Below are 22,909 nucleotides of genomic sequence, written 5' to 3'. Positions count from 1 at the left end.
TATACTAGAAAGGTGAAATTATTTTAATATTTAGCAAATTATGAAATATCTGATATCTATCATTATTCCCGTATATAATGCCGAAAAATATTTAGCAGCAACATTAACATCAGTATTCAATCAAACTTATTCAAACATGGAAATCATTGCTGTTAATGATGGTTCAACTGATCAAACTCAAAAAATATTATTTGATATGCAGAAAAAAGAACCTCGACTTCACATCATTTCTCAACTTAATCAAGGCATTTCGGCAGCTCGTAATACGGGAATTAATCATGCTACGGGTGATTTTATTGCTTTCATTGATAGTGATGATAGTTGGGATATCTCTTTTCTGACAAAAATGATAAAACGGCAGCAAGAAACGCAAGGTAATGTTATCTACACCGGTAATATGGATTTATCGAGTAAAGGAATACAATTAAAAACTAACGATTTTCGTGAACATGCTAATTTAGCCGGTTATTTAACGCATAAATCATTATTACACGTTGGTTGCCTGCTAATTAGACGGAAGTTTTTAAATGAACACCAACTAAGATTCAACATTAATCTTAGGACTGGTGAGGATATCTTATTTATCTGTACACTATTTTGTTTAACTGATGCTTTTAGCGTGCCTGAATACCTATACTGCTATACCCACCGAGATGGTTCAATAATGCGTGGCGCTTGGACCAAGCTTGATTATCTAAATGACCTTTTAGCTTGGCAAACACTAGAGCATATAATAAAAACCACTTATCAAAACCAAGATAGAAAAGATGTAATCATATTTATTGAAGCTAAAATTATCTATTATAAACTGAGATTACTTTGGATTTTATTATTAGCGGGGCGTTATCAAGATATTCAGAGTTTAATTAATGATAAATTTTTAACTTATTCCCCTGATGCACTCTCTCATATTCCTCGAAAGTATGCTAGAACGCGGAGGATAATTATAGAATCAGGCTGTAAACCCCTTTGGGTATTGGTAAAATTAATTTATCGAAAAAAAGTTAACTTAATTTAACCTAAGTTTCTTTTTATGGAACTCTGGTAATCCTCCCATTTTTAATGGAAGTTCGACGTGGGATGTTGTTGTGGCTTGCCGATTACCTTTTATTTTTTTATCGTCGATGATAAAATCAACAATAAATTAAGTTACAAAGGTTGGACGATGAAATACAACTATCTAATAAAAAATAAACTTAGACTTAAATTATCATCCCAAAAACTAAATGAGCAGATAGATGTAGTTTATTGCATTGATAATAATTATAGCCTCGCCGCTGGAGTTTCTATCCATTCATTAATGAAAAATAATAAAGATATTAATATATCTATCCACTTATTTGTTCTCTCTTTATCTGAGGTGAATAGAACCAAATTTTTTGATGCTATTAGTACAAACGATCATGTCTCTTTAACTATATATTATATAAATGATGAAATTAATATAAATAAAAATAATAAAACAAAACTACCTTTATCTGCATCATTACGAATAATTACACCAGAGATTTTAAAAGAAGAATGCGCAACAATAATATACATTGATAGTGATACTTTGATTACAAAAAACTTAATAGACTTATTACACATAAATAGCTTTGAGAATACTATCATTTCAGCTGTTGTTGATATAGAGTCAGAAAAACATGCCAAAAGACTTGTTTTCCCAACAAGAAAATATTTTAATTCTGGTGTTATGGTAATCAATACAAAAAAGTGGTGTGATAGTAATATTACTAAAAAAGCATTAGAACTTTTATCTGATAAAAATTTTTTAATTCCTGATCAAGATGTTTTAAATATCCTATTATATAATAATATCCATTATATTAGTTGTAAATATAACGTTCAATTTGAACTGAGTAATTATGAAAAAGATGGAGATGTTTTAAATACAGAGTCGCTAATAATACATTATCTTGGGGTAGATAAGCCATGGTTTCGGTTATTTATGACTGAAAGATATAAAAAAGAATTAGAGCAAACCCCTTGGTGCAAGGATAAATTAAAATTGGTACCGAATATAAGCCGAATCAGAGTATATTCAAAAAGAATAAAAAATTTTAGTAAAATTAAATCGATTAAATTATTGCTATTATATTTTCTTTGCAAGATTATGGTTTAAGAATGGTTTCAATTTTATATTTAAACTATTAAGTCACCGATGGTTGTAACAGTATACTGTTATTGGAGAGATCCTTAGCGGTATGATAACATCTCCGCTAAGGATATATTCCAATGATACGGCAATTAAATAGCGAATTTAAACGAGAATTTGCAGATAATCCTCGCCAAAATATTAGACAGTGCTTGCCTCTATAAATGTGTTATTTAGGTAGTACTGCTTTTCATATTGTTCTGGCGATATCCAACCATTAGTTGAATGGCGACGAACTCGATTATAATAGATTTCAATGTATTCAAATAGTGCTTTATTTGCATCCTCCCGTGTTTTGTAATCACAATCATGAATAATGTGCGTTTTTAACGTATGAAAAAAGCTTTCAGCAACCGCATTATCCCAACAATTTCCTGCTCTACTCATACTTTGGCTAAGTCCATGCCGCAACACTAATCGCTTAAAATCACCACTACAATATTGGCTTCCTCGGTCACTATGGAGTAACACGCCTTTTGGAAACTGGCGACGGAATAAGGCATTTTTGAGTGTGTTACACACTGAATGGTAATCCCCCCTAAAAATAATAGGATTCAAAAGTAGAATTTTCTCTTACTATAATATTCGGAGAAAAATATGAAAAAAATGACTTTCACAGACAATCAAATACTCAATATATTAAAACAAGCCGAAAATGGTGTTCCCGTACCCGAATTATGCCGAGAGCATGGAATGGCTACTTCAACATTCTATAAATGGCGAGCGAAATACGGTGGCATGGATGCATCGTTAATGGCTAGAATGAAAGAGCTAGAAGATGAAAATCGTCGGCTCAAAAAAATGTATGCAGAAGAACGTCTTAAAGCAGAAGTGATACAGGAGGCAATGGCAAAAAAGTGGTAAAGGCTTCTGAGCGAAAAATGTTAGCTAAAGAGGTCGTCAAACAAAATAGAATGGCGGTTTCACAAGCCTGTCGAACATTTTGTGTTAGTGAAACCTGTTATCGTTATGAACCTATATTAATAACCGAAAACCAAATCATTGCTGAGCATTTAATTGAATTAACAGAGCGACAACGAAATTGGGGATTTGGTTTGTGTTTTTTATATTTACGCAATGTGAAAGGTCATACTTGGAATCATAAACGGGTTTATCGCATTTACTGTGAATTATCGCTTAACTTACGCATCAAACCTCGTAAGCGTTTAAAAAGAGAAAAGCCGGAGCCCTTATCGACACCTAAAAATATGAACGAATGTTGGTCAATGGATTTTATGCATGACCAGTTAGCTGATGGCAGGTGTTGTCGCCTGTTTAATGTCATTGATGATTTTAACCGAGAAGGCTTAACAATTGATGTTGATTTTTCGTTACCAGCAGCGCGTGTCATTAGGTCGTTAAATCAAATTATCGAATGGAGAGGAAAGCCGAAATCGATTCGCTGTGATAATGGGCCTGAATATATCAGTTATCAATTAGCGAGTTGGGCTAAAAAGAACAAAATAACATTATGCTTTATCCAGCCAGGTAATCCACAGCAAAATGCCTATATTGAACGTTTTAATCGGACTGTTCGCTATGATTGGCTAAGTCATTACATTTACCGTGATATTACTGAATTACAAGATAAAGCGACCCGCTGGTTGTGGACATATAATCATGAAAGACCTAATATGGGAATTGGTGGAATTACACCTATACAAAAACTTAAATTAATACAATTGCAAAATTCTACCCCTAGCTTCCATTAAAAATGGGAGGATTACCCTTGGTTTATAATTAAGATAAATTAATCTAATATCAAAAAAAGGCCCAATATAAACATTGGGCAATATGATGAAAAAAAAGGAATAGAATGTATTCCAATTAAGAGAATAATTTAATTATTCCACTAAGGATAATCGTTTTTACATATGAATATGATAGGTTTAATTGCAAGCAAGTTTTAAATACTTTTTAAATAAAATTTTGATGTATGTCATTAAAATTTAATTGAACCAGATTAAATTAGCTATATTTTACTATTGTTTGGTTTGATAAGTCTCTATTTTCTATTTCAACAATAATCAGGCATAATGATGCAATTAATTTGATAGGTAGGTATATTCGTGGTTGATGACTTCGCTCCTAATGGTTTGCTGGCTAAGGTGATAAAAGATTTTACGCCTAGAGATGCTCAACAAAAAATGGCAGCAGAAGTTAGGCGCGCCATTGAGCATAACTTACCACTAGTTGTTGAGGCTGGTACGGGAACAGGTAAAACTTTTGCTTATTTAGTGCCTGCTTTACGTTGCGGTAAAAAAGTTATTATTTCAACGGGTTCAAAAAATCTTCAAGATCAACTTTATAGTAAAGATTTGCCTATTATCAAAAAGGCCTTAGAGTTTTCCGGTAAAATTGCGTTATTAAAAGGTCGTTCTAATTATCTTTGTTTGGAAAGGCTGGCTCATAATAATGGTGCTGGTGGCGAATTGTCTAAAACAATGCAAGTCGATTTAACTCGTGTGAAGCAATGGTCGATTAAAACCCAAGATGGGGATATCAGTCGTTGTTCTGTTGTAACAGAGAACAGTCCTATATGGCCTATTTTAACAAGCACCAATGATAGTTGCCTTGGAAGTGAGTGCCCTCAATTCGACGATTGTTATGTAGTTAAAGCAAGAAGGCGGGCACTTAATGCTGATATTGTTGTTGTTAATCACCATTTGTTTCTTGCTGATATCGTAGTGAAAGATACTGGGTTTGGCGAGTTAATTCCTCAGGCTGATGTATTAATTTTTGATGAAGCACACCAGTTTCCCGATTTAGCATGCCAATATTTTGGTCAACAATTAGATAGTCGTCAGCTCTTTGACTTAGCTAAAGAGATATCACTTTGCTACCATACGGAATTTCGCGACACTGCGCAGTTACAAAAATGTGCAGATAAATTACTCAAGTGCACTCAGGATTTACGTATTGCAATAGGTAATATTAGTCTTAAAGGTAATTTGAGGGATTTATTGCATAACTCATTAGTTAGGGCAGAGATTGACTATTTAAAAAGTGCGCTGGTTTTCAGCCAAGAGGTATTGCAATTAAATATTGGTCGCTCATCTACTCTAGACAACTGTTTTGAGCGAGTAAATCAATACCAAACATTATTATCGCGGCTATTAAATTTAACGGTAACAGGGTTTAGTTATTGGTATGAATGTATCGGTAATCATTTTAGCCTTGCAATAACCCCATTATCAATTACCGATAAGTTTACTGAGCTAATGGCAGAAAGAAAAGGGGCGTGGATTTTTACTTCAGCAACGCTATCAGTGAATAATAATTTAGATTATTTCACTAAACGTTTAGGATTAACGCAAGCAGCATCCTTAATTTTAGAAAGCCCATTTGATTATGCAAATCAAACTATATTTTGTGTGCCAAGATATATCCCATCGCCCAACGATAAAAATATTGCCAGTAAACTGGTTGACATATTATTACCATTGATAGAAGCCAACCGGGGGAGATGTTTCTTTTTATGCACGTCATATATGATTATGAATGAGCTTGCTAGACTATTTAAAGAGAAAACATTATTGCCAGTTTTAGTTCAAGGTGAAACGAGCAAAACAGAACTATTAGAACAGTTCGTTGACAAAGGTAATGCATTATTAGTCGCAACCAGTAGTTTTTGGGAGGGTATTGATATGCGTGGTGATGTTTTATCATGTGTTATTATCGACAAACTGCCTTTTACCTCGCCCGATGAACCTTTAATGAAAGCGCGGATTGAAGATTGTTTATTGCAAGGTGGTGAGCCATTTAATGATATACAGATCCCTGAAGCGGTGATAACCCTAAAGCAAGGGGTTGGGCGATTAATCCGTCATCATCAGGATCGGGGAGCAATTATTATCTGTGACAACCGGTTAGTCATGAGACCTTATGGTGCTGTCTTTATGAATAGCTTGCCTCCTTCACCAAGAACTCGAAGTGTCGATAAAGTCACGGATTTTCTTTTAACAAAGAAGTAATGATAACATTTTTTAAGAGTAATATTATGACCAATATATTAGCGATAGATACATCAACAGAAGCATGTTCTGTAGCATTGATATTTAATAATCAAGTGAGTAGTGACTTTGTTATTTCTCAGAGAGACCATACTAAACAAATCTTACCGATGATTGATAGTTTATTAAAACAAGCTAATTGTTCTTTATCAAACATTGATGCAATCGCTTTTGCTAAGGGGCCAGGTAGTTTTACCGGTGTTAGAATTGGTATTGGGATTGCTCAGGGCCTTGCTTTGGGATTAGACAAGCCACTGATTGCAGTGTCAACTTTGGCTGTACTTGCTCAAGGCGCGCATAGAATAAAAGGTGCAACTAAAGTTATTGCAGCCATTGATGCTCGTATGGGGGAGGTATATTTAGGTGCCTATCAAATTACAGCGCCTGGCAATATTCAACTAATCGTTGAAGAATGCGTTATTAAACCTGAACGCGTTTCAAGTTACTTAGCGCCTTTTTCTTTTACTGAAAATATTGCCTACTATGCTGGTACAGGTTGGAGTACCTATCCAAATATGTTAACAGGTCTAAAAGATGGTGATTGCTTATTACCCAAAGCGGAGGATATGCTCATAATTGCGCAACAGCAATACTTGGATGGTAATTTAATTGCTGTAGAAAATGTTGAGGCAACATATTTACGCAATGACGTTACATGGAAAAAATTACCAGGAAGGTAATAAAAAAGGGAAAATATTCTCCCTTTTTTATTATCGGCGATAAAGCTATTACTCTTGATCTTTAAATAAGCCTAAATTTTCTTTAGCATAGGCTTCGAAATCAGTGCACCCACCGATTGGCTTTTCATCAATAAAAATTTGAGGGACGGTTTCAACTGGTTTGCCTACACTTTTAGATAAATCTTCTTTTGTGATCCCTTCAGCATGAATATCAACATAACGATATGAAAAATCATCTCTTTCGTGTGACAACTTATCAGCTAACTCTTTTGCTCTGACACAATATGGACAACCAGGTCGCCCAAAAATGACTGCGTACATTAAACACCTCTTTGTTTTAAAAACTGCTGACTACTATACTTCACTTAAAAAAAAAGTGAAGTAGTTAATAGTGGTTGTTTAAATAGATACTGACTATTAATTATCAATTGTGAACAGCTTCAAAGTTATTAATCAGAATAAAAATATTGTGAATTATCAATTACAAATAACCGACCAACGACTATCAAACAAACTCTAATAAATATTATTAGCACGATATATCATAAAATAGATAAAGGTGAATGCTATTGCTTTATTAAAGCGCTTTTATTAGTATAGCGACAAATTTTGCTCTCTCTACATACTATGATCATAATCTCTGAACTATCCACTATTGCCGAATGGCTTAGAAAATTAAATGTAGAATTTTATCAATGTGACAATTGTTCTGCGTTGCACCTTTCTTATCTACAGAAAATAGAAGGTGTGCATGATGCAAAAGTTGAATTAATTGATGATATTCTAATCATATCGATTATCGCTGAGATTAAAGCTTCAGCAATAATAACCTTATTGGGAGAGCTTAGTCAGATTAATAAAAGTACTTTTTTGACCAAAGTTTATCTAGAGGTTAACGATAATGCTGAGCCTAAAATGGTTTTTTCTTACGCTATGCATGTAGCTGAAGGCTTAACATTTAATCAATTTAGTCTTTCACTTGCGAGCTTAGAAGAGGAAGCGCTACAAGTTATCAGTGAACTATATAACTGTGAGCTATTGAATAATAAAAATAATTTAGATGATAAACCGCACTTTCAAGTCACAAATATATTTCATTAATAAATATTTGTTATTTAAAGTGTTTTATTTTTATTCTCTGGTTTGATTTTTTTTGTTTAAAAAACAATCGTTTGATAGTATGATTATCACTATCATAAATTTATGGTTGGACATATCCGCAAAATAAGGTATGTTATGCCACCGTAATAGAAAAGTAGTGTTTAGAACTGTTCTAATTTAGCACTACCCCATTACCTCGGTTTCGCCTAGTATAGGTAAAATTTGGATGTTTATTGCACCTAATTTAGGTAGTTATTTATAGCAATAGACATTGTGTTTAACATGTTATTACCCGATAGGGAGTGGTGCGCATGTTTGCTCAACGTAATAAAAAATCAATAATCAAATCTTTAGCAATAGCTACTTTAGCTTCTCTATTTCTTGTCCAGTTTGCTAGCGCAGAGCAACGAACTCTTGGCGTGTATAATTGGGCAGGCCAAATTGGCAAAAATACACTCTCTGATTTTCAAAAAACCACAGACATTAAAGTTAATTACGATGTATTTGACTCTAATGAAGCTTTGGAAACAAAGCTTATTGTTGGTAATACTGGTTTTGATGTGGTATCCCCATCTGATAGTTTTTTATCAAGACAAATTGAATCGGATATTTATTTACCATTAGATAAGAGTAAACTACCTAACTTAAAAAATCTTGATCCTAATTTAATGAAAGCCATGCAAATGCATGACCCCGATAACACGTATGCTATTCCTTATGTTTTTATGACAACAGGTATTGGCTATAATGTTGACATGGTTAAGCAACGGCTAGGCGAAGATGCGCCAGTCGATAGTTGGGAATTAGTATTTAACCCTAAATATGCCGATAAACTTAAAGACTGTGGTGTGGCGTTTTTAGATGCACCAACTGAAATCTTAGCCAGTGCTCTTCGCTATTTAGGTAAAGATCCAAATAGCGAAAACCTAGCTGATTATGATGCAGCCTACAATTTACTTGTGAAAATTCGTCCTGATATTCGCTATTTTCATTCGTTTCGTTATATCGATGACTTAGCAAATGGTAATATTTGTGTTGTCTTAGGTTGGTCAGGCGATGTTTTACAGGCTAAAGATCGAGCTCAAACCGCAAATAATAAGATCAATATTGATTATAAAATTCCCAAAGAAGGCGGTTTAGTCTTTTTTGATACTTTTGCGATTCCAAAAGATTCTAAAAATGTTGCAGAAGCACATGAATTTTTGAATTTTATTATGCGCCCTGATATTGCTGCTCAAGTAACTAACGATGTAAACTTTGCTAGCGCAAATCAAGCCGCAACAGCGCAATTTGTTAAACCTGAAATTAGAAATAACCCAGCAATTTATCCAGAGAAAGAGATGATGGATAAATTATTTTCACTATCGTTAAAACCTCTTGAAATTGAAGATAAAATAACGGACACTTGGGCTAGATTTATTTCAGCAAAATAGTATATTTAGTGATAAAAATAGAGGCGGAGGATGGTTATCTTTCGTCTATTTTTTTAGTTGTGATTAAATGGAAATACAAGAATGAATATTGCAAAGCAAACAAGCAATCCTAATGTTGCAAAAAAGAAATTAAAGACACCATTACTGGAAATTAAAAATTTAACTAAAATTTTTAATGAAGATTATTATGCTGTTGATGATTTGAATTTAACTATTTATGACGGTGAAATATTTGCGCTGCTTGGCGCTTCAGGTAGTGGTAAATCGACGTTGCTTAGGATGCTTGCTGGATTTGAACTTCCTACATCAGGTCATATCATTTTAGAAGGTAAAGATCTTTCCAAAGTACCGCCTTACCAAAGACCTATTAATATGATGTTCCAGTCTTATGCTTTGTTTCCTCACATGACGGTTGAAGAGAATATTGCATTTGGTTTAAAGCAAGACAGATTAAGTCGTCATGAGATTAAAAATCGAGTTGATGAGATGTTATCACTTGTTCACATGGAGCAGTTTACCAAGCGCAAGCCTCACCAACTTTCTGGCGGACAACGCCAGCGTGTAGCTTTAGCTCGGAGCTTGGCAAAGCGACCTAAACTATTATTACTTGACGAACCTATGGGAGCATTAGACAAACAGCTTCGCGAACGCATGCAATTGGAAGTTGTCGATATTTTAGAGCGAGTTGGGGCAACTTGTGTCATGGTTACTCATGACCAAGAAGAAGCGATGACTATGGCTGGTCGAATTGCTATTATGAACAAAGGACAATTTGTGCAGATAGGTGAGCCAGAAGAGTTATATGAGCACCCTAACTCAGAGTACAGTGCTAAGTTTATAGGCTCAGTGAATATTATTGATGGAATGTTGCACGATACTTTAGAAAATAGCTTAATTCTACTCTGCCCATCATTAAAGTATCCAATGAAGGTTGACTATGATTCTCCTGCTGTAGAAGGCGTGCCTGTTAAAATTGCATTGCGTCCAGAAAAAATACGAGTGGTCACAGTATTACCTGATGATAAAGTGAACTGTGCCGAAGGTGTTGTCGATGATATTGCTTATTTAGGTGACTTATCTATCTATTATGTCCAATTAGAGACAGGGCAGATTATAACTGCACAACTACAAAATGAAGATCGTTATCGAAAAAATATGCCTACCTATGGAGATAGAATATTTCTCGAGTGGGATGTTGATAGTTGCTCCGTTTTAGCCGTTTGATAATGAGGGTACGTTTGTGTCAATCAATGTAAAAAAAAGAGCATTTTTAATGAGAATTAAAGCCCTCAAGCAGGCATTTTCAACAGGTAAAAATTATGTCATTGGTATTCCATATGCATGGATGCTGGTATTTTTCCTATTGCCGTTTTTAGTCATCTTAAAATATAGCTTTGTTGAACGGTTTGGTCGTCGTTTAGGTGAGTTTACTAATATTATTAATTTTGATAGCGACAAACTAATTTTCACGTTAAATTTTCATTTAGGCAACTATAATAAGCTAATTAGTTTTTCAGAATTTAGTGATTCAGTAACCAGCCTATGGGATGTCATTAATTCTAATTTGTACTGGCTATCGTACATTGAGTCATTAAAAATAGCGATGATAGCAACAATTATCTGTTTGCTTGTTGCCTATCCTTTTGCTTGGGCGGTTAGTCGCTGCCAAAATGCAACCCGTAATTTATTGTTATTGCTTATTGTGTTGCCTTCATGGACGGCTTTTCTTATTAGAATATACGCATGGCAATCGATTCTTAATAATAATACTGGCCTGCTCAATCAGTCATTAATCTGGTTAGGTGTGATTGACTCGCCATTAACGATTTTGAATACGGAAATTGCAGTCTATATTGGTATTGTTTATTGCTATTTACCATTCGCTATTTTACCTATTTATGCATCAATTAGTAAAATCGATAATACATTGGTTGAAGCCTCACTCGATTTGGGCTGCAAACCGCTCAAGACTTTTTTTAAAGTGATATTACCATTGACAAAAAGTGGCGTTATTGCAGGAGGAATGTTAGTGTTTATCCCATCCTTGGGGGAATATGTTATTCCTGAGCTATTAGGTGGTTCTAACAGTCTAATGATTGGTAAACGCTTGATGGATGTATTTAATTCAAGAGCTAATTGGCCGATGGCATCAGCACTTGCAGTGGTAATGTTAATTATTCTTATTATGCCTATTTTATATTTTAATAAGTTACAGAATAAAGCAGGAGATAATAAATAATGTTAATGCGATTAAACTCACTTTCCCGCTTTGCCTTATTATTTGTTGGCTTATTTTTTTGTTTGGTTTGCATACAAGGAATAGTGAATATTCTTATTCAGCAATCTTTTAGCTTTTTTGATTTACGTAATTATATAGTGGCTATTTTGATTGGTTTATTTATAACGCTAATTATTGATGCGATTTTAAGAAAGACTGCTACACAAATTATTTTATTAATTGTTTTTTCATTTTTATATATACCAATGGTCGTCTTAATTGTTTATTCGTTTAATGCGTCTTCATCAGTTGGAGTATGGGGTGGATTTTCTATAAAATGGTATGGTAGCTTGATTCATAACAAAGAATTATTAACTGCCGTCAGCTATAGCCTGTTAATTGGCGTTGTATCCGCAACAGGGGCGGTGATACTCGGTACTTTAGCTTCGTTCGTATTGGTTAGATTTAAACGATTTAAAGGCTCTAAAGTATTCTCATTTATAGCCAGTGCTCCCTTGGTCATGCCTGATGTTATTACGGGTTTAGCCTTACTGCTCTTATTTGCAAGCATTCGTAGTATCTTTGGTTGGCCTAATACTGGGATCTTAACCATCTGTATTGCGCACATAACTTTTTGTACTGCTTATGTCATTGTTGTCGTGAGCGGCCGATTACGGGAGTTGGATCAATCGATTGAAGAAGCCGCACAAGATTTAGGTGCAGCCCCCTTAAAGGTCTTTTTTATCATAACCTTACCGATGATTCTGCCTTCATTGGTATCGGGTTGGCTACTGGCCTTTACTTTATCACTGGATGATTATGTTATTTCAAACTTTGTCAGGGGCGACATCCAAACCCTTCCAATAGTGGTATGGGGATATATTAAATATATTAATCCAGATATGAACGCGCTAGCATCAATTATTATTCTCATCGTTGCTATTATCGGATTTATTGCTTGGTTATTAATGAGGCGAGCAGAAGAGCGTAAATTACGAGAGATGCGAATGGCTAACCATTAGTGGGTACCTCATACATTGATCCTGCTTTGGTATAAATTTGGGAGATAAGCTTAAAAGCTATCTCCCTATTTTTTATATAGTAAACTCAAATTTTGCTAAAATATTAGCTCAAGCTTATAACAGCAAATTATCGACGCGTATCTTTTTAAAATTGCGCTATCATCAGCATCTGCTACTTAGTTCTTGGATTCAATGATAGCTTATATGCAGTTTATCTAATAATGAAATACAATGATTACTAAGTAATCAGCGCTTTTACCTCATCATCACTCAATGATGGTATCGCTTTTGTAAACATACGTGTAATCGTTAACAAGTAAATAATACCCAACGCGAGCCAGATAATACCAATTGTCATAGCCATTTTTTCTAAACTTGTCCATAACCAAAATGATAGCAAGACACCGATACCCGGTAATAAACCATATTTTATTAAAACCTTAATAGACAATTTCTCAGAGCTCAAATAGTGTTTAATTACACACAAATTGACAAAAGTGAATGCAACTAAAGCGCCAAAGCTTATCATCGAGACGACTAAATCGAGAGGTAAAATCAAAGACAATAGTGAAAAAATAGCAACAAATAGAATTGACAAGTGTGGGGTACGAAAGCGTCGATGAATTTTATAGAAAATTCGTCTAGGAAGGACTCCCTCACGGCCCATGGCGTAAAAAATACGAGAAACGCTAGTTTGAGCTGTCATTGCCGAAGCAAATACTCCAGTCAAATACGCTGCCAGGAAAAAATTATACATAAATTGTCCGCCAAAATGACTAATTTCACCGACTCGAAAAACAACATCTAAGCTTGCAATATTCTCGTTACCAATAAAGTCCTGCCATTGGGGATAAGCAAGATGAGCACTATATGACACGAGCAGGAAAATAATGCCGGCAATCGCAACGGTCCATAATATCGCTTTAGGCAACGTTTTTTTAGCATTAGTCGATTCTTCGGCAAGTGTTGCGATTGCATCAAAACCTAAAAAAGCCAAGCATAGTACGGCTGCACCTGAAAATAAACCATTTACCTCATTATAGCCAAATTGCAATGGTCTTAATAAGGTATCGGCGCTATGCGTTCCGCCAGCGAATGCCAGTCCAACAAAAAGAACAATGAAAATCAATTGAATAGAAATTAGGGTAAAATTAACGGAATTAATTAGTCTGATACCTAAATAATTAAGGGTACTAACACTAATTAGTGAAGCTAAAACAAATACACTCGCAGGTATAGCGGGGAATGCTTCATGCAAATAAAGTCCTAATACAATATAGTTTAAAATAGGTAAAAATAGGTAATCGAGAATTTGTGCCCAGCCGATTAAAAAACCTATTTTCCCACCAAAAGTATGTAAAACATAAGAATAAGCTGAGCCTGCCAGTGGTAGCCGGTTCGCCATACGGCAATAGCTTAACGCGGTAAAAAATATCATCACTAATGTAATGATATAAGCAATAGGTAAATGCCCATTACTGATGACAGTGACTTGTCCATAAGTTGTAAATATCCCTAATGGAACCATATAAGCTAAACCAAACGCAATTAATGCTGGAGTGGTTAAAACTCGTTTCATTTTTATTGCGGACATTAATTTTTTTACTCCTGTGTCCAGATTAACAATAAAAAACTACTAATATAGTTTTATGCCTTCAAGTTCTGAGTTAATCAATATGCATTAACTCTTCTAACCCGTGATGGTATATAAAATATCTCCTTGGGTTATTATCTATTACTGATTTTTATAGACTAACTTTCCTCCAACAATAGTATTGATTATTTTAATATGTTCAATTTCATCTGCTGAAATTTCAAATGGATTTTTATCAACAATGATAAGATCAGCAAATTTACCAACTTCAATCGAGCCAATATACTGTTCCTGATTTAGCATAAATGCAGCATCAATGGTTGCCGCTCTTAATACTTCTGTAATGGTTAAGTCGCGATCAGTATCAAGCCGTTTAGCCTTTTTATCGCCAGTGCTATAGCCTTTACGCGTTATCGCTACTTTAAAATTATACCACTCATTTAATGGATCAATTGGCCAATCGCTGCCAAAAGCAACTTTAGCACCAGCATCAATAAATTTTGCACATGGTTCTAAGTCATTAAAGCGCTCAATACCCAGCATGAGCTTAAATTGTTCGATCATTTCATTCGTTGGGCCGGCCCATTGGAATGAAAGCGTTGCAATCACATTTAGGTCAGCAAATTGCTTATAATGGTGAGGCGCGGCGAGTTCATTATGAGCGAGGCTAGGGCGAATATGATTTAAACATGGGTATTGTTGCCGCATAGTTTGAATATGATTAAGTACCGTTTCAATTGCGCCATCAGCGACCGTATGCATATGTGGATGAAATCCGGCTTGGCTCACTGCAATAATTAATTTTTCTAAAATAGCGTTATCATAATAGAGATCGCCTAACCGGTCTGATTCGATAAAATTAGGGTGTGCAAATGAGCCAGAATTAATGTAGTAAGGTTTCAATAGTGAAGCGGTCATTAATGGAGCTTGTAAGACGCCATCAATAAAAAATTTAACTAATGAGATTTTTAAGCCCGGTTTGGGTTGTAGATTTGCCTCACTATAATTATCGGAAAATTGCTTAACATTACTAATTGCTTTGGTGATTTCGGTGGATGTTGCTACGTCGTCAGGTGTAATTTCAACAGCGCCAAATAAGCGGACAGTCAAATTATCTTGATTAGCAAGTGATTTAAACGCATTAAATTGCAAATTCGCAGCTCTGGCATCCATTGCACTGGTAACGCCTTGTTTATTTAATTCATACTGAACTAATTTTGCAATCTCAATCGCTTGTTTATCATTCAAAGCAGGGATGCTGTCAAATGCGCGCATTGCCGGCGCATCTTCTAAAATGCCATTTAACTCACCATCGGCAGTTCTGCCTATTTTTCCATCTTTAGGCTCAGGTGCATTTCTATCTAAAGCAAATTTTTCTAGTGCACGAGTATTAGCGACTAATGTATGGCAATCATTGGAAAATAAAATCACGGGTCTTATGGTGTCTAAACGATCTAAATCGGCACGGGTAATATCGGTACCCAAAGGTAGTACTTCTTGACGTAGCCAGCCACGTACTTGTAACCAATCGTCTTTACTATTGCAAGGATCACGATCTAAATAGTGTTGAATTTTAATTAATGTTTGCTCAACGGTTAAACTTGCATAGTTAAGGTGGCATCCTGATAGTTGCATTCCCCCCCAAAATGGATGCAAATGTGCATCAATAATTCCCGGAAGCATCGTTTTTTGTTGTAGATCGATAATGTTCGTATCTTGATTAATCAATGATTTTATTTGTGCTGTGGATCCGGTGGCTATAATATAGCCATTAGCAATTGCGATAGCCTCATAAACAGTATTTTCACTGTCCGCAGTATAGATATAACCATTGATATAAACTGACTCGGCATAAGAATGATCCGTTACCATTGATAACATTCCTTTTAACAATTTTATTGAAGAAAAAAATGGACAAGAGAAGATAGCAGATTTATTGTATGTGACAAGTAAAATTTTGCTGTTTTTTGAACTTAAACAATTAATAGCTTGAGTTTAATAAAAAACAGTGTTAAATATATCGGCTAAGTTACAGCGTCACGAAGAAAATAGTATGAAATATCAACAATTAGAAAATTTAGAATATGGTTGGAAATGGAAATATTTAATTAAAAAATATCAAGAAGGTGAACATATCACACGATACATTGAAAGAAGTGAAGCACAAAATGCTATACAGCAATTATTGTCTTTGGAACATAATCCGACTAAAGTGGCTGATTGGATAACAGAGCACTTGAATCCTGAATTGAATAACCGAATGAAGCAAACCATTCGAGCAAGACGAAAACGCCATTTTAATGCAGAGCATCAAAATACTCGTAAGAAATCCATCGATCTTGAGTTTTTAGTTTGGCAACGTTTAGCTAATCTAGCTAAACGACGTAATGTGACTTTATCAGAAATTATCATTCAATTAATTGATGATGCTGAACAAAAAGAACTCTATGCTGATAAAGTTTCAACAATTAAGGATGACTTAATGTCTTTACTTTTTGATTCTAAAGAGTAGTAAGATTAATATTATATTGAAAATATAGGTAAGAATTATGGGAAAATCCCTAGTAATTGTGGAATCACCAGCAAAAGCAAAGACAATTAATAAATATCTTGGAAAAGAGTATATTGTTAAATCGAGTATTGGTCATATCCGCGATCTGCCTGTTAGCGGAAATAAGTCGGCAAGCGCATCAGAAGAGACTAAAAAAGCGACGGGTAAAAAGATAAAACGTTCACCAGAACAAGTCCTTGTTGATCGTATGGGCGTAGATCCTTACCATGATTGGCAAGCTAATTATGAAATTTTGCCAGGCAAAAGCAAGGTTGTCGCCGAACTAAAAAAACTAGCCAAAGATGCTGACACAATTTATCTCGCAACCGACTTGGATAGAGAAGGGGAAGCCATTGCTTGGCATCTAAAAGAAGTGATAGGTGGCGAAGATGACAAATATCGTCGAGTGGTATTTAATGAAATTACTAAAGCTGCAATCCAAAATGCGTTTAAAAAACCCAGCTTACTTGATATTGATCGCGTTAATGCACAACAAGCTCGTCGTTTTATGGATAGAGTCGTTGGTTTTATGTTATCGCCACTGTTGTGGAAAAAAGTGGCCAGAGGCTTATCGGCAGGGCGAGTTCAATCGGTTGCGGTTGCGTTAGTTGTTGAACGTGAACGTGAAATCCATGCGTTTATTCCGCAAGAATATTGGGATCTTTATGCTGATTTAAACACTAATGCTAAAGATAAGCTTGTCATGCAAGTGACTCACTTCAAAGATAAAGCATTCGAGCCCAAGGATCGCATTGCAATCGATATGGCATTAGATGAGCTAAATAACTGCCAATACCACATCAAAAATATTGAAGAAAAGCCAACAAAAAGTAATCCCACAGCGCCATTCATCACCTCTACCCTGCAGCAAGCAGCAAGTACTCGGCTTGGTTTTGGCGTGAAAAAAACCATGACGTTGGCTCAGCGTTTGTATGAGGCAGGTTATATTACTTATATGCGTACAGACTCCACGAATCTAAGTCAAGATGCGCTAAGTATGGTTAGAGGCTATGTTGAAAAAGAATTTGGCAAAAAGTATTTACCAGAAAAACCTAACTTTTATACCAGTAAGCAAAACTCGCAAGAGGCACATGAAGCAATTCGTCCATCAGATGTGTCATTATTGGGTGAGCAGTTGACTGATCTTGAATTAGATGCACGTAAATTATATCAACTTATTTGGCGTCAATTTGTGGCGTGTCAAATGACTTCAGCAGAGTATAGTTCTACCACTATTAGTGCTCAAGCGGGTAATTTCACCTTAAAGGCGAAAGGAAGAACACTGCGTTTTGACGGCTGGACAAAGGTGCAACCACAGTTAATTAAAAATAGTGATGATAAAATTTTACCGTCAGTTGCGCTAAATGAAATGCTCGAACTTTTAACGCTAACTCCCACACAACATTTCACTAAACCGCCTGCACGTTATAACGAAGCCTCTTTAGTCCGTGAGCTTGAAAAACGCGGAATAGGCCGTCCGTCGACTTACGCAACAATTATTTCAACAATACAAGATCGTGGTTATGTAAGGCTTGATAGCCGACGTTTTTATGCTGAAAAAATTGGTGAAATTGTTACCGACCGGTTAAAAGAAAATTTTAATGACTTAATGAGTTATGATTTTACTGCACGTATGGAAGATACGCTTGATGATGTAGCAAATAAAAAGAATGATTGGAAGCAGGTCTTAAATACCTTTTTTGCTGATTTTTCATCTCATCTTGAGATCGCCGAAAAAGAGCCAAACAATGGCGGTATGCAATTAAATCCATTAGTTTTAACGCCTGAAATAAAATGCCCGAATTGTCAGCGTGAAATGGGTATTAAAACGGCTAGTACTGGCGTGTTTTTAGCGTGTTCAGGATATAGTTTGCCGCCTAAAGAGCGTTGCAAACAAACCATTAATTTAATTCCTGAACATGAAGCGCTTAATATTTTAGAAGATGATAGCGAAAATAGCACGGCTGAAACTGAAGCATTGCGCGCTCGTAAACGTTGCCCAAAATGTCATACAGCAATGGATAGCTACTTACTAGATAATAGCCATAAATTATTGATCTGTGGAAATAATCCTATTTGTGATGGTTTTCTTGTCGAAGAAGGTAGCTTCAAAATTAAAACATATGAAGGTCCGATTGTTGAATGTGATAAATGTGGTAGCGAGATGCACCTAAAATCGGGACGTTTTGGTCTATATATGGGATGTACTAATCCTGAATGTAAAAATACGCGCAAAATTCTAAAAAATGGCGATGTCGCACCTCCAAAAGAAGAGCCGGTTGATTTGCCTGAACTAAAATGTAGCAAATCAGATGCTCACTTTATGCTACGCGATGGAGCTTCTGGGATTTTCTTAGCAGCACATAATTTCCCTAAATCGAGGGAAACAAGAGCGCCACTCGTCGCTGAATTAAAACGCTTTAAAGACCGTTTGCCAACAAAATTTATTTATTTGACCCAAGCGCCAGATAAAGATCCTGATGGTAATGATGCAATCATCCGTTTTAGCCGTAAAAACAAACAGCAGTATGTGACATCAGAAGTGAATGGTAAGTCTACGGGTTGGGTAATGAACTATATCGATAGTAAATGGGTCAATAGCAAGAAATAAACAATAACAAAATGGAAGGAGGGGGGCAATGAAACTACAACAGCTTCGTTATATTATTGAAGTTGCCAATAATGATCTTAATGTTTCATTGACTGCTGAAAAGCTTTATACATCTCAACCAGGTATTAGTAAACAGATTAAGCAATTAGAAGATGAGCTGGGAGTGAAAATCTTCCAGCGTTCTGGTAAGCATTTATCTGGAATTACCCCAATTGGGGTTCAAGTAATTGATGTTGCAAAAGATATTCTTAATAAAACGCATAATATCAAAGTTATTGCTCAAGAGTTTACTAAACCAAATCTCGGTACGCTGTCTATTACGACAACTTATACTCAAGCTCGTTATGCCCTCCCTCCGGTAATTCAGCAGTTTATGCAAGCTTATCCTGATATTGCTTTAAAAATAGAACAAGGCGATTCAAACCAATGCATTAATAACCTTAAAAATAGAGTAACAGATTTTGCTATATTGACCGATTTAAGTGATTTAAGCGATGATATGATCGCACTACCCTGCTATCACTGGAATCATGCTATTGTGGTTACCAAGGCCCATCCTTTGGTTAGTAAGACTATTATTCAGTTAGATGAATTGATACAGTATCCCTTAATTAGTTACGATTCAAATAAAGATGGTACCGATATCAGCCAAATATTTATTAAAGCAGGTAAATCAGCTAATATTGTTTTTAATACCGCTGATGCGGATTTAATCAAAACCTATGTAAAATTAGGCGCAGGTGTCGGTATTATTGCTAAAATGGCAATAGATAAAGAACACGATCAAGATTTAGTCATATTAAATGCCAGTCATATATTTTCCTATCATACGACTTATATTGTCTTTTTTCGTTCTTTATATTTACGCAATTACATGTATGATTTTATTCACCAATTTTCTTCACACTTAGATAAAAAAATGGTGAATCAAGCTATGCTTTGTACAAATAACAATCAAATATTAACCATGTTTAATGGTGTGAAATTAATGGTGAAGTAGGTTATAATGTGCCGTTTTGTTATCATAGAGAAAAGAAGAGGCACCCATGCTTAATGCGTTTAAATTAAATAATAAGCACTTAGCGAAAATTAATAGTGATGTCGATATTAATTGTGCTGCGTGGGTTGATCTGATTGAACCGGAAGAAATTGATCGTCAAGTTGTTTTGGCTGAACTTGGGCAAAATTTAGCTACCAGCTTTGAACTTGATGATATTGAGGCTTCAGCCCGTTTTTTTGAAGATAAAGAAGGTTTACATGTCCACTCCTTTTTCTTTTTTGCTGACGCGGAAGATCGAGCGGGCAACTCAACTGTCGCTTTCACCATTAATAATGGTAGGTTGTTTACATTAAGAGAGCGAGATTTACCTGCTTTTCGCTTATATCGTATGCGTTCTCGTTATCAAGAAATGCTCGATGGTAATGCTTATGAGATCTTACTTGACTTGTTTGAGGTTAAAGTCGAACAGTTAGCTGATGAAATTGAAAATATTTATAGTGAACTTGAAGAACTCAGCTTAATTATTATGAATCGTGAAGCACAAGAGCACTATGATGAAGCAATTACAACGCTGGCAGAGCTTGAAGATACCGCTTGGAAAGTGCGATTATGTTTGATGGATAGCCAGCGAGCGTTAAACTATTTAATTAGACGGGCAAAAATGCCCCATAACCAATTAGAACAAGCTCGTGAAGTTATTCGCGATATTGAATCACTTATTCCACATAATGAATCACTGTTTCAAAAGGTTAACTTTTTAATGCAAGCCGCCACTGGTTTTATTAATATTGAACAAAGCCGGATCATTAAAATTTTCTCAGTTGTATCTGTGGTATTCTTACCTCCGACAGTGGTTGCTTCTGCCTATGGTATGAACTTCGATTTTATGCCTGAAACACATTGGGATTATGGCTATCCTATGGCTCTAGGGCTGATGCTAATCGCTGGACTTGCTCCTTATGTGTACTTCAAATTAAAAAAATGGTTATAGCTATTAAACTTTTAAATTTAGTTTTATCGACTCAAACGCTGTTTAATTTGCCAGCGCTGTAATATAAGTCAGCGCTTATATCACTATTTATGCGATTATATTTTATTTTTTTATAACAAATTTTTTGTACTGCTTTATAATTTCCTCCTTACTGCTTAATAATAAAAATATTGGAGTCGTGTTTCATGGGCGCAAACCATCAACCAGTTAATTCAACCTCTCGCATCGCATTGGCAAGCTTTATCGGCACCGCTATTGAGTTTTATGATTTTTACATTTATGCAACTGCAGCCGCTTTAGTGATTGGTCCAGTATTTTTTCCTGATAGTTCGCCGTCAGCACAAGCGCTACAATCTTTTGCTACTTTTGGGATCGCATTTATTGCTCGACCAATAGGTGCTATGTTATTTGGTCACTTTGGTGATCGAATAGGTAGAAAATCTACATTGGTTTTTTCGTTAATACTTATGGGATTGGCAACAACATTAATTGGTTTATTACCTGGTTATGCAACTATTGGTTTTTGGGCACCATTACTATTATGTATTTTGCGTTTAGCTCAAGGATTAGGACTTGGTGGTGAATGGGGCGGCGCTGCATTATTAGCGACTGAAAATGCACCGCAGGGTAAACGAGCGCTATTTGGTATGTTTCCTCAGTTAGGACCATCAATTGGCTTTTTAATGTCTAACGCTGTTTTTTTAACTGTGACACTATTGTTATCAAATGAACAATTTTTACAATGGGGATGGCGTATTCCCTTTATTTTGAGCGCAGTATTGGTCATTATTGGCTTATATATTCGTCTAAAACTAGTTGAAAGTCCCATTTTTAGCAAAACATTATCGGCTAAAAAACAGGCAAAAATGCCAGTCATTAATGTACTAAAATATCATTGGCAAGCTTTAATATTAGGTTCATTGTCGATGGTTGGTTGTTATACATTATTTTATATTACTACCGCTTTTTTATTACAATATGGCACTAAATATTTATCGATTGCCAAAGACAGCTTTTTAGGTTTTCTTTGTATTGCAATTGTCTTTATGGCGATAGCCACGCCGATTTCAGCTTTTTTAAGTGACAAATATGGACGAAAACCTATATTAATTATTGGCTTATTGTGTACGGTTATCTCTGGGATGTTTATGACTTCATTTATGGCTAGCGGCTCCAACCTAATGGTCTTAAGTTTTTTAAGTTTAGAGTTATTTTTAATGGGGATAATCTTTGCTCCAATGGGGGCCTTATTACCGGAAATATTCCCAACTAATGTGCGTTATACAGGTTCATCTGTTGCCTACAGTGTTGGCGGTATACTAGGCGCTTCACTTGCGCCAATCATTGCTAATTACTTAGTTATACAAGGTAGTCTAGCTTGGGTTGGCTATTATGTTTCTGCTGCATCTTTAATTAGTTTTGTTGCAATAGCACTCATTAAAGAGACCAAAGATAGTGAGTTTGCTGATTAATTAGAATAATAAATGAGTTGAATACAACCTAATGTAGTGGCGTAAATATACTATATTTTAGTAAA

At 35.3% G+C, this 22,909-nt stretch carries 18 protein-coding genes and 1 pseudogene; 15 read left to right on the top strand and 4 right to left on the bottom strand.

Annotated features, from left to right (window positions below; all coding sequences use genetic code 11):
* Positions 1 to 40 precede the first annotated feature (40 nt).
* Together RHO12_03905 and RHO12_03900 are read left to right on the top strand one after the other, a co-directional pair.
* Positions 41 to 1,018: a glycosyltransferase family 2 protein gene (locus RHO12_03905; protein WVD66927.1), complete on the top strand. Its 978-nt coding sequence runs from the start codon at positions 41 to 43 to the stop codon at positions 1,016 to 1,018.
* A gap of 147 nt (positions 1,019 to 1,165) precedes the next feature.
* Positions 1,166 to 2,125: a glycosyltransferase family 8 protein gene (locus RHO12_03900; protein WVD66926.1), complete on the top strand. Its 960-nt coding sequence runs from the start codon at positions 1,166 to 1,168 to the stop codon at positions 2,123 to 2,125.
* A gap of 174 nt (positions 2,126 to 2,299) precedes the next feature.
* Here RHO12_03900 and RHO12_03895 read toward each other — a convergent pair.
* Positions 2,300 to 2,659: pseudogene (locus RHO12_03895) on the bottom strand (IS3 family transposase).
* Between the two features lie 96 nt (positions 2,660 to 2,755).
* On the opposite strand from RHO12_03895, the gene RHO12_03890 reads away from it, so the two are divergent.
* The 3 genes from RHO12_03890 (at position 2,756) to tsaB (ending at position 6,851) form a co-directional block, all read left to right on the top strand.
* Positions 2,756 to 3,870 (top strand): IS3 family transposase gene (locus tag RHO12_03890; protein WVD66925.1). Its coding sequence is split into 2 segments (ribosomal slippage): positions 2,756 to 3,008 and positions 3,008 to 3,870, totalling 1,116 coding nucleotides; the frame shifts between segments, so codons are not numbered across the junction.
* A gap of 357 nt (positions 3,871 to 4,227) precedes the next feature.
* The gene (locus RHO12_03885; GenBank protein WVD66924.1) at positions 4,228 to 6,132 is read left to right on the top strand and encodes an ATP-dependent DNA helicase; all 1,905 of its coding nucleotides are present in this window, start codon (positions 4,228 to 4,230) and stop codon (positions 6,130 to 6,132) included.
* A gap of 26 nt (positions 6,133 to 6,158) precedes the next feature.
* A complete protein-coding gene (tsaB, locus tag RHO12_03880; GenBank protein ID WVD66923.1) occupies positions 6,159 to 6,851 on the top strand; it encodes a tRNA (adenosine(37)-N6)-threonylcarbamoyltransferase complex dimerization subunit type 1 TsaB in 693 nt (230 codons plus the stop codon).
* Positions 6,852 to 6,899: 48 nt separating this feature from the next.
* Here the strand turns inward: tsaB and RHO12_03875 are convergent, their stop codons facing one another.
* Positions 6,900 to 7,172, bottom strand: coding sequence for a GrxA family glutaredoxin (locus tag RHO12_03875; GenBank protein WVD66922.1), 273 nt, complete (start codon positions 7,170 to 7,172; stop codon positions 6,900 to 6,902).
* A 306-nt stretch (positions 7,173 to 7,478) separates the two neighbouring features.
* On the opposite strand from RHO12_03875, the gene RHO12_03870 reads away from it, so the two are divergent.
* The 5 genes from RHO12_03870 (at position 7,479) to RHO12_03850 (ending at position 12,625) form a co-directional block, all read left to right on the top strand.
* Entirely contained in the window at positions 7,479 to 7,952 is a 474-nt protein-coding gene (locus tag RHO12_03870; GenBank protein ID WVD66921.1) for a YbjN domain-containing protein, read from the top strand.
* A 311-nt stretch (positions 7,953 to 8,263) separates the two neighbouring features.
* A complete protein-coding gene (locus RHO12_03865; GenBank protein WVD66920.1) occupies positions 8,264 to 9,385 on the top strand; it encodes an extracellular solute-binding protein in 1,122 nt (373 codons plus the stop codon).
* 81 nt (positions 9,386 to 9,466) lie between these two features.
* Positions 9,467 to 10,609 carry a putrescine ABC transporter ATP-binding subunit PotG gene (potG, locus tag RHO12_03860; GenBank protein WVD66919.1) on the top strand — a complete coding sequence of 381 codons (1,143 nt, stop codon included), beginning with the start codon at positions 9,467 to 9,469 and terminating at the stop codon, positions 10,607 to 10,609.
* A gap of 16 nt (positions 10,610 to 10,625) precedes the next feature.
* Positions 10,626 to 11,624: an ABC transporter permease subunit gene (locus tag RHO12_03855; protein ID WVD66918.1), complete on the top strand. Its 999-nt coding sequence runs from the start codon at positions 10,626 to 10,628 to the stop codon at positions 11,622 to 11,624.
* Positions 11,624 to 12,625: an ABC transporter permease subunit gene (locus RHO12_03850; GenBank protein WVD66917.1), complete on the top strand. Its 1,002-nt coding sequence runs from the start codon at positions 11,624 to 11,626 to the stop codon at positions 12,623 to 12,625. The genes RHO12_03855 and RHO12_03850 overlap by 1 nt, the downstream gene beginning before the upstream one ends.
* 238 nt (positions 12,626 to 12,863) lie before the next feature.
* Here the strand turns inward: RHO12_03850 and RHO12_03845 are convergent, their stop codons facing one another.
* Together RHO12_03845 and RHO12_03840 are read right to left on the bottom strand one after the other, a co-directional pair.
* Positions 12,864 to 14,204, bottom strand: coding sequence for an APC family permease (locus tag RHO12_03845; protein ID WVD66916.1), 1,341 nt, complete (start codon positions 14,202 to 14,204; stop codon positions 12,864 to 12,866).
* A 156-nt stretch (positions 14,205 to 14,360) separates the two neighbouring features.
* A complete protein-coding gene (locus tag RHO12_03840; GenBank protein ID WVD66915.1) occupies positions 14,361 to 16,091 on the bottom strand; it encodes an amidohydrolase in 1,731 nt (576 codons plus the stop codon).
* 181 nt (positions 16,092 to 16,272) lie between these two features.
* On the opposite strand from RHO12_03840, the gene matP reads away from it, so the two are divergent.
* The 5 genes from matP to RHO12_03815 all read left to right on the top strand — a co-directional run bounded on the left by matP (position 16,273) and on the right by RHO12_03815 (position 22,844).
* Entirely contained in the window at positions 16,273 to 16,731 is a 459-nt protein-coding gene (matP, locus tag RHO12_03835; protein WVD66914.1) for a macrodomain Ter protein MatP, read from the top strand.
* 37 nt (positions 16,732 to 16,768) lie between these two features.
* A complete protein-coding gene (topA, locus tag RHO12_03830; GenBank protein WVD66913.1) occupies positions 16,769 to 19,381 on the top strand; it encodes a type I DNA topoisomerase in 2,613 nt (870 codons plus the stop codon).
* 28 nt (positions 19,382 to 19,409) lie between these two features.
* On the top strand, positions 19,410 to 20,381 hold the full coding sequence (locus tag RHO12_03825; protein ID WVD66912.1) for a LysR substrate-binding domain-containing protein: 972 nt from the start codon (positions 19,410 to 19,412) through the stop codon (positions 20,379 to 20,381).
* 46 nt (positions 20,382 to 20,427) lie between these two features.
* Positions 20,428 to 21,372: a magnesium/cobalt transporter CorA gene (gene corA, locus RHO12_03820; GenBank protein WVD66911.1), complete on the top strand. Its 945-nt coding sequence runs from the start codon at positions 20,428 to 20,430 to the stop codon at positions 21,370 to 21,372.
* Between the two features lie 185 nt (positions 21,373 to 21,557).
* Positions 21,558 to 22,844 carry an MFS transporter gene (locus RHO12_03815; protein WVD66910.1) on the top strand — a complete coding sequence of 429 codons (1,287 nt, stop codon included), beginning with the start codon at positions 21,558 to 21,560 and terminating at the stop codon, positions 22,842 to 22,844.
* The last annotated feature ends 65 nt before the right edge of the window (positions 22,845 to 22,909 follow it).

This window comes from Orbaceae bacterium lpD02 (assembly GCA_036251875.1).
GTDB classification, from domain to species: Bacteria; Pseudomonadota; Gammaproteobacteria; order Enterobacterales; family Orbaceae; genus Orbus; species Orbus sturtevantii.
Note: the sequence above shows the minus strand (reverse complement) of the source record. Positions and strands in the feature narration are given on the sequence as shown.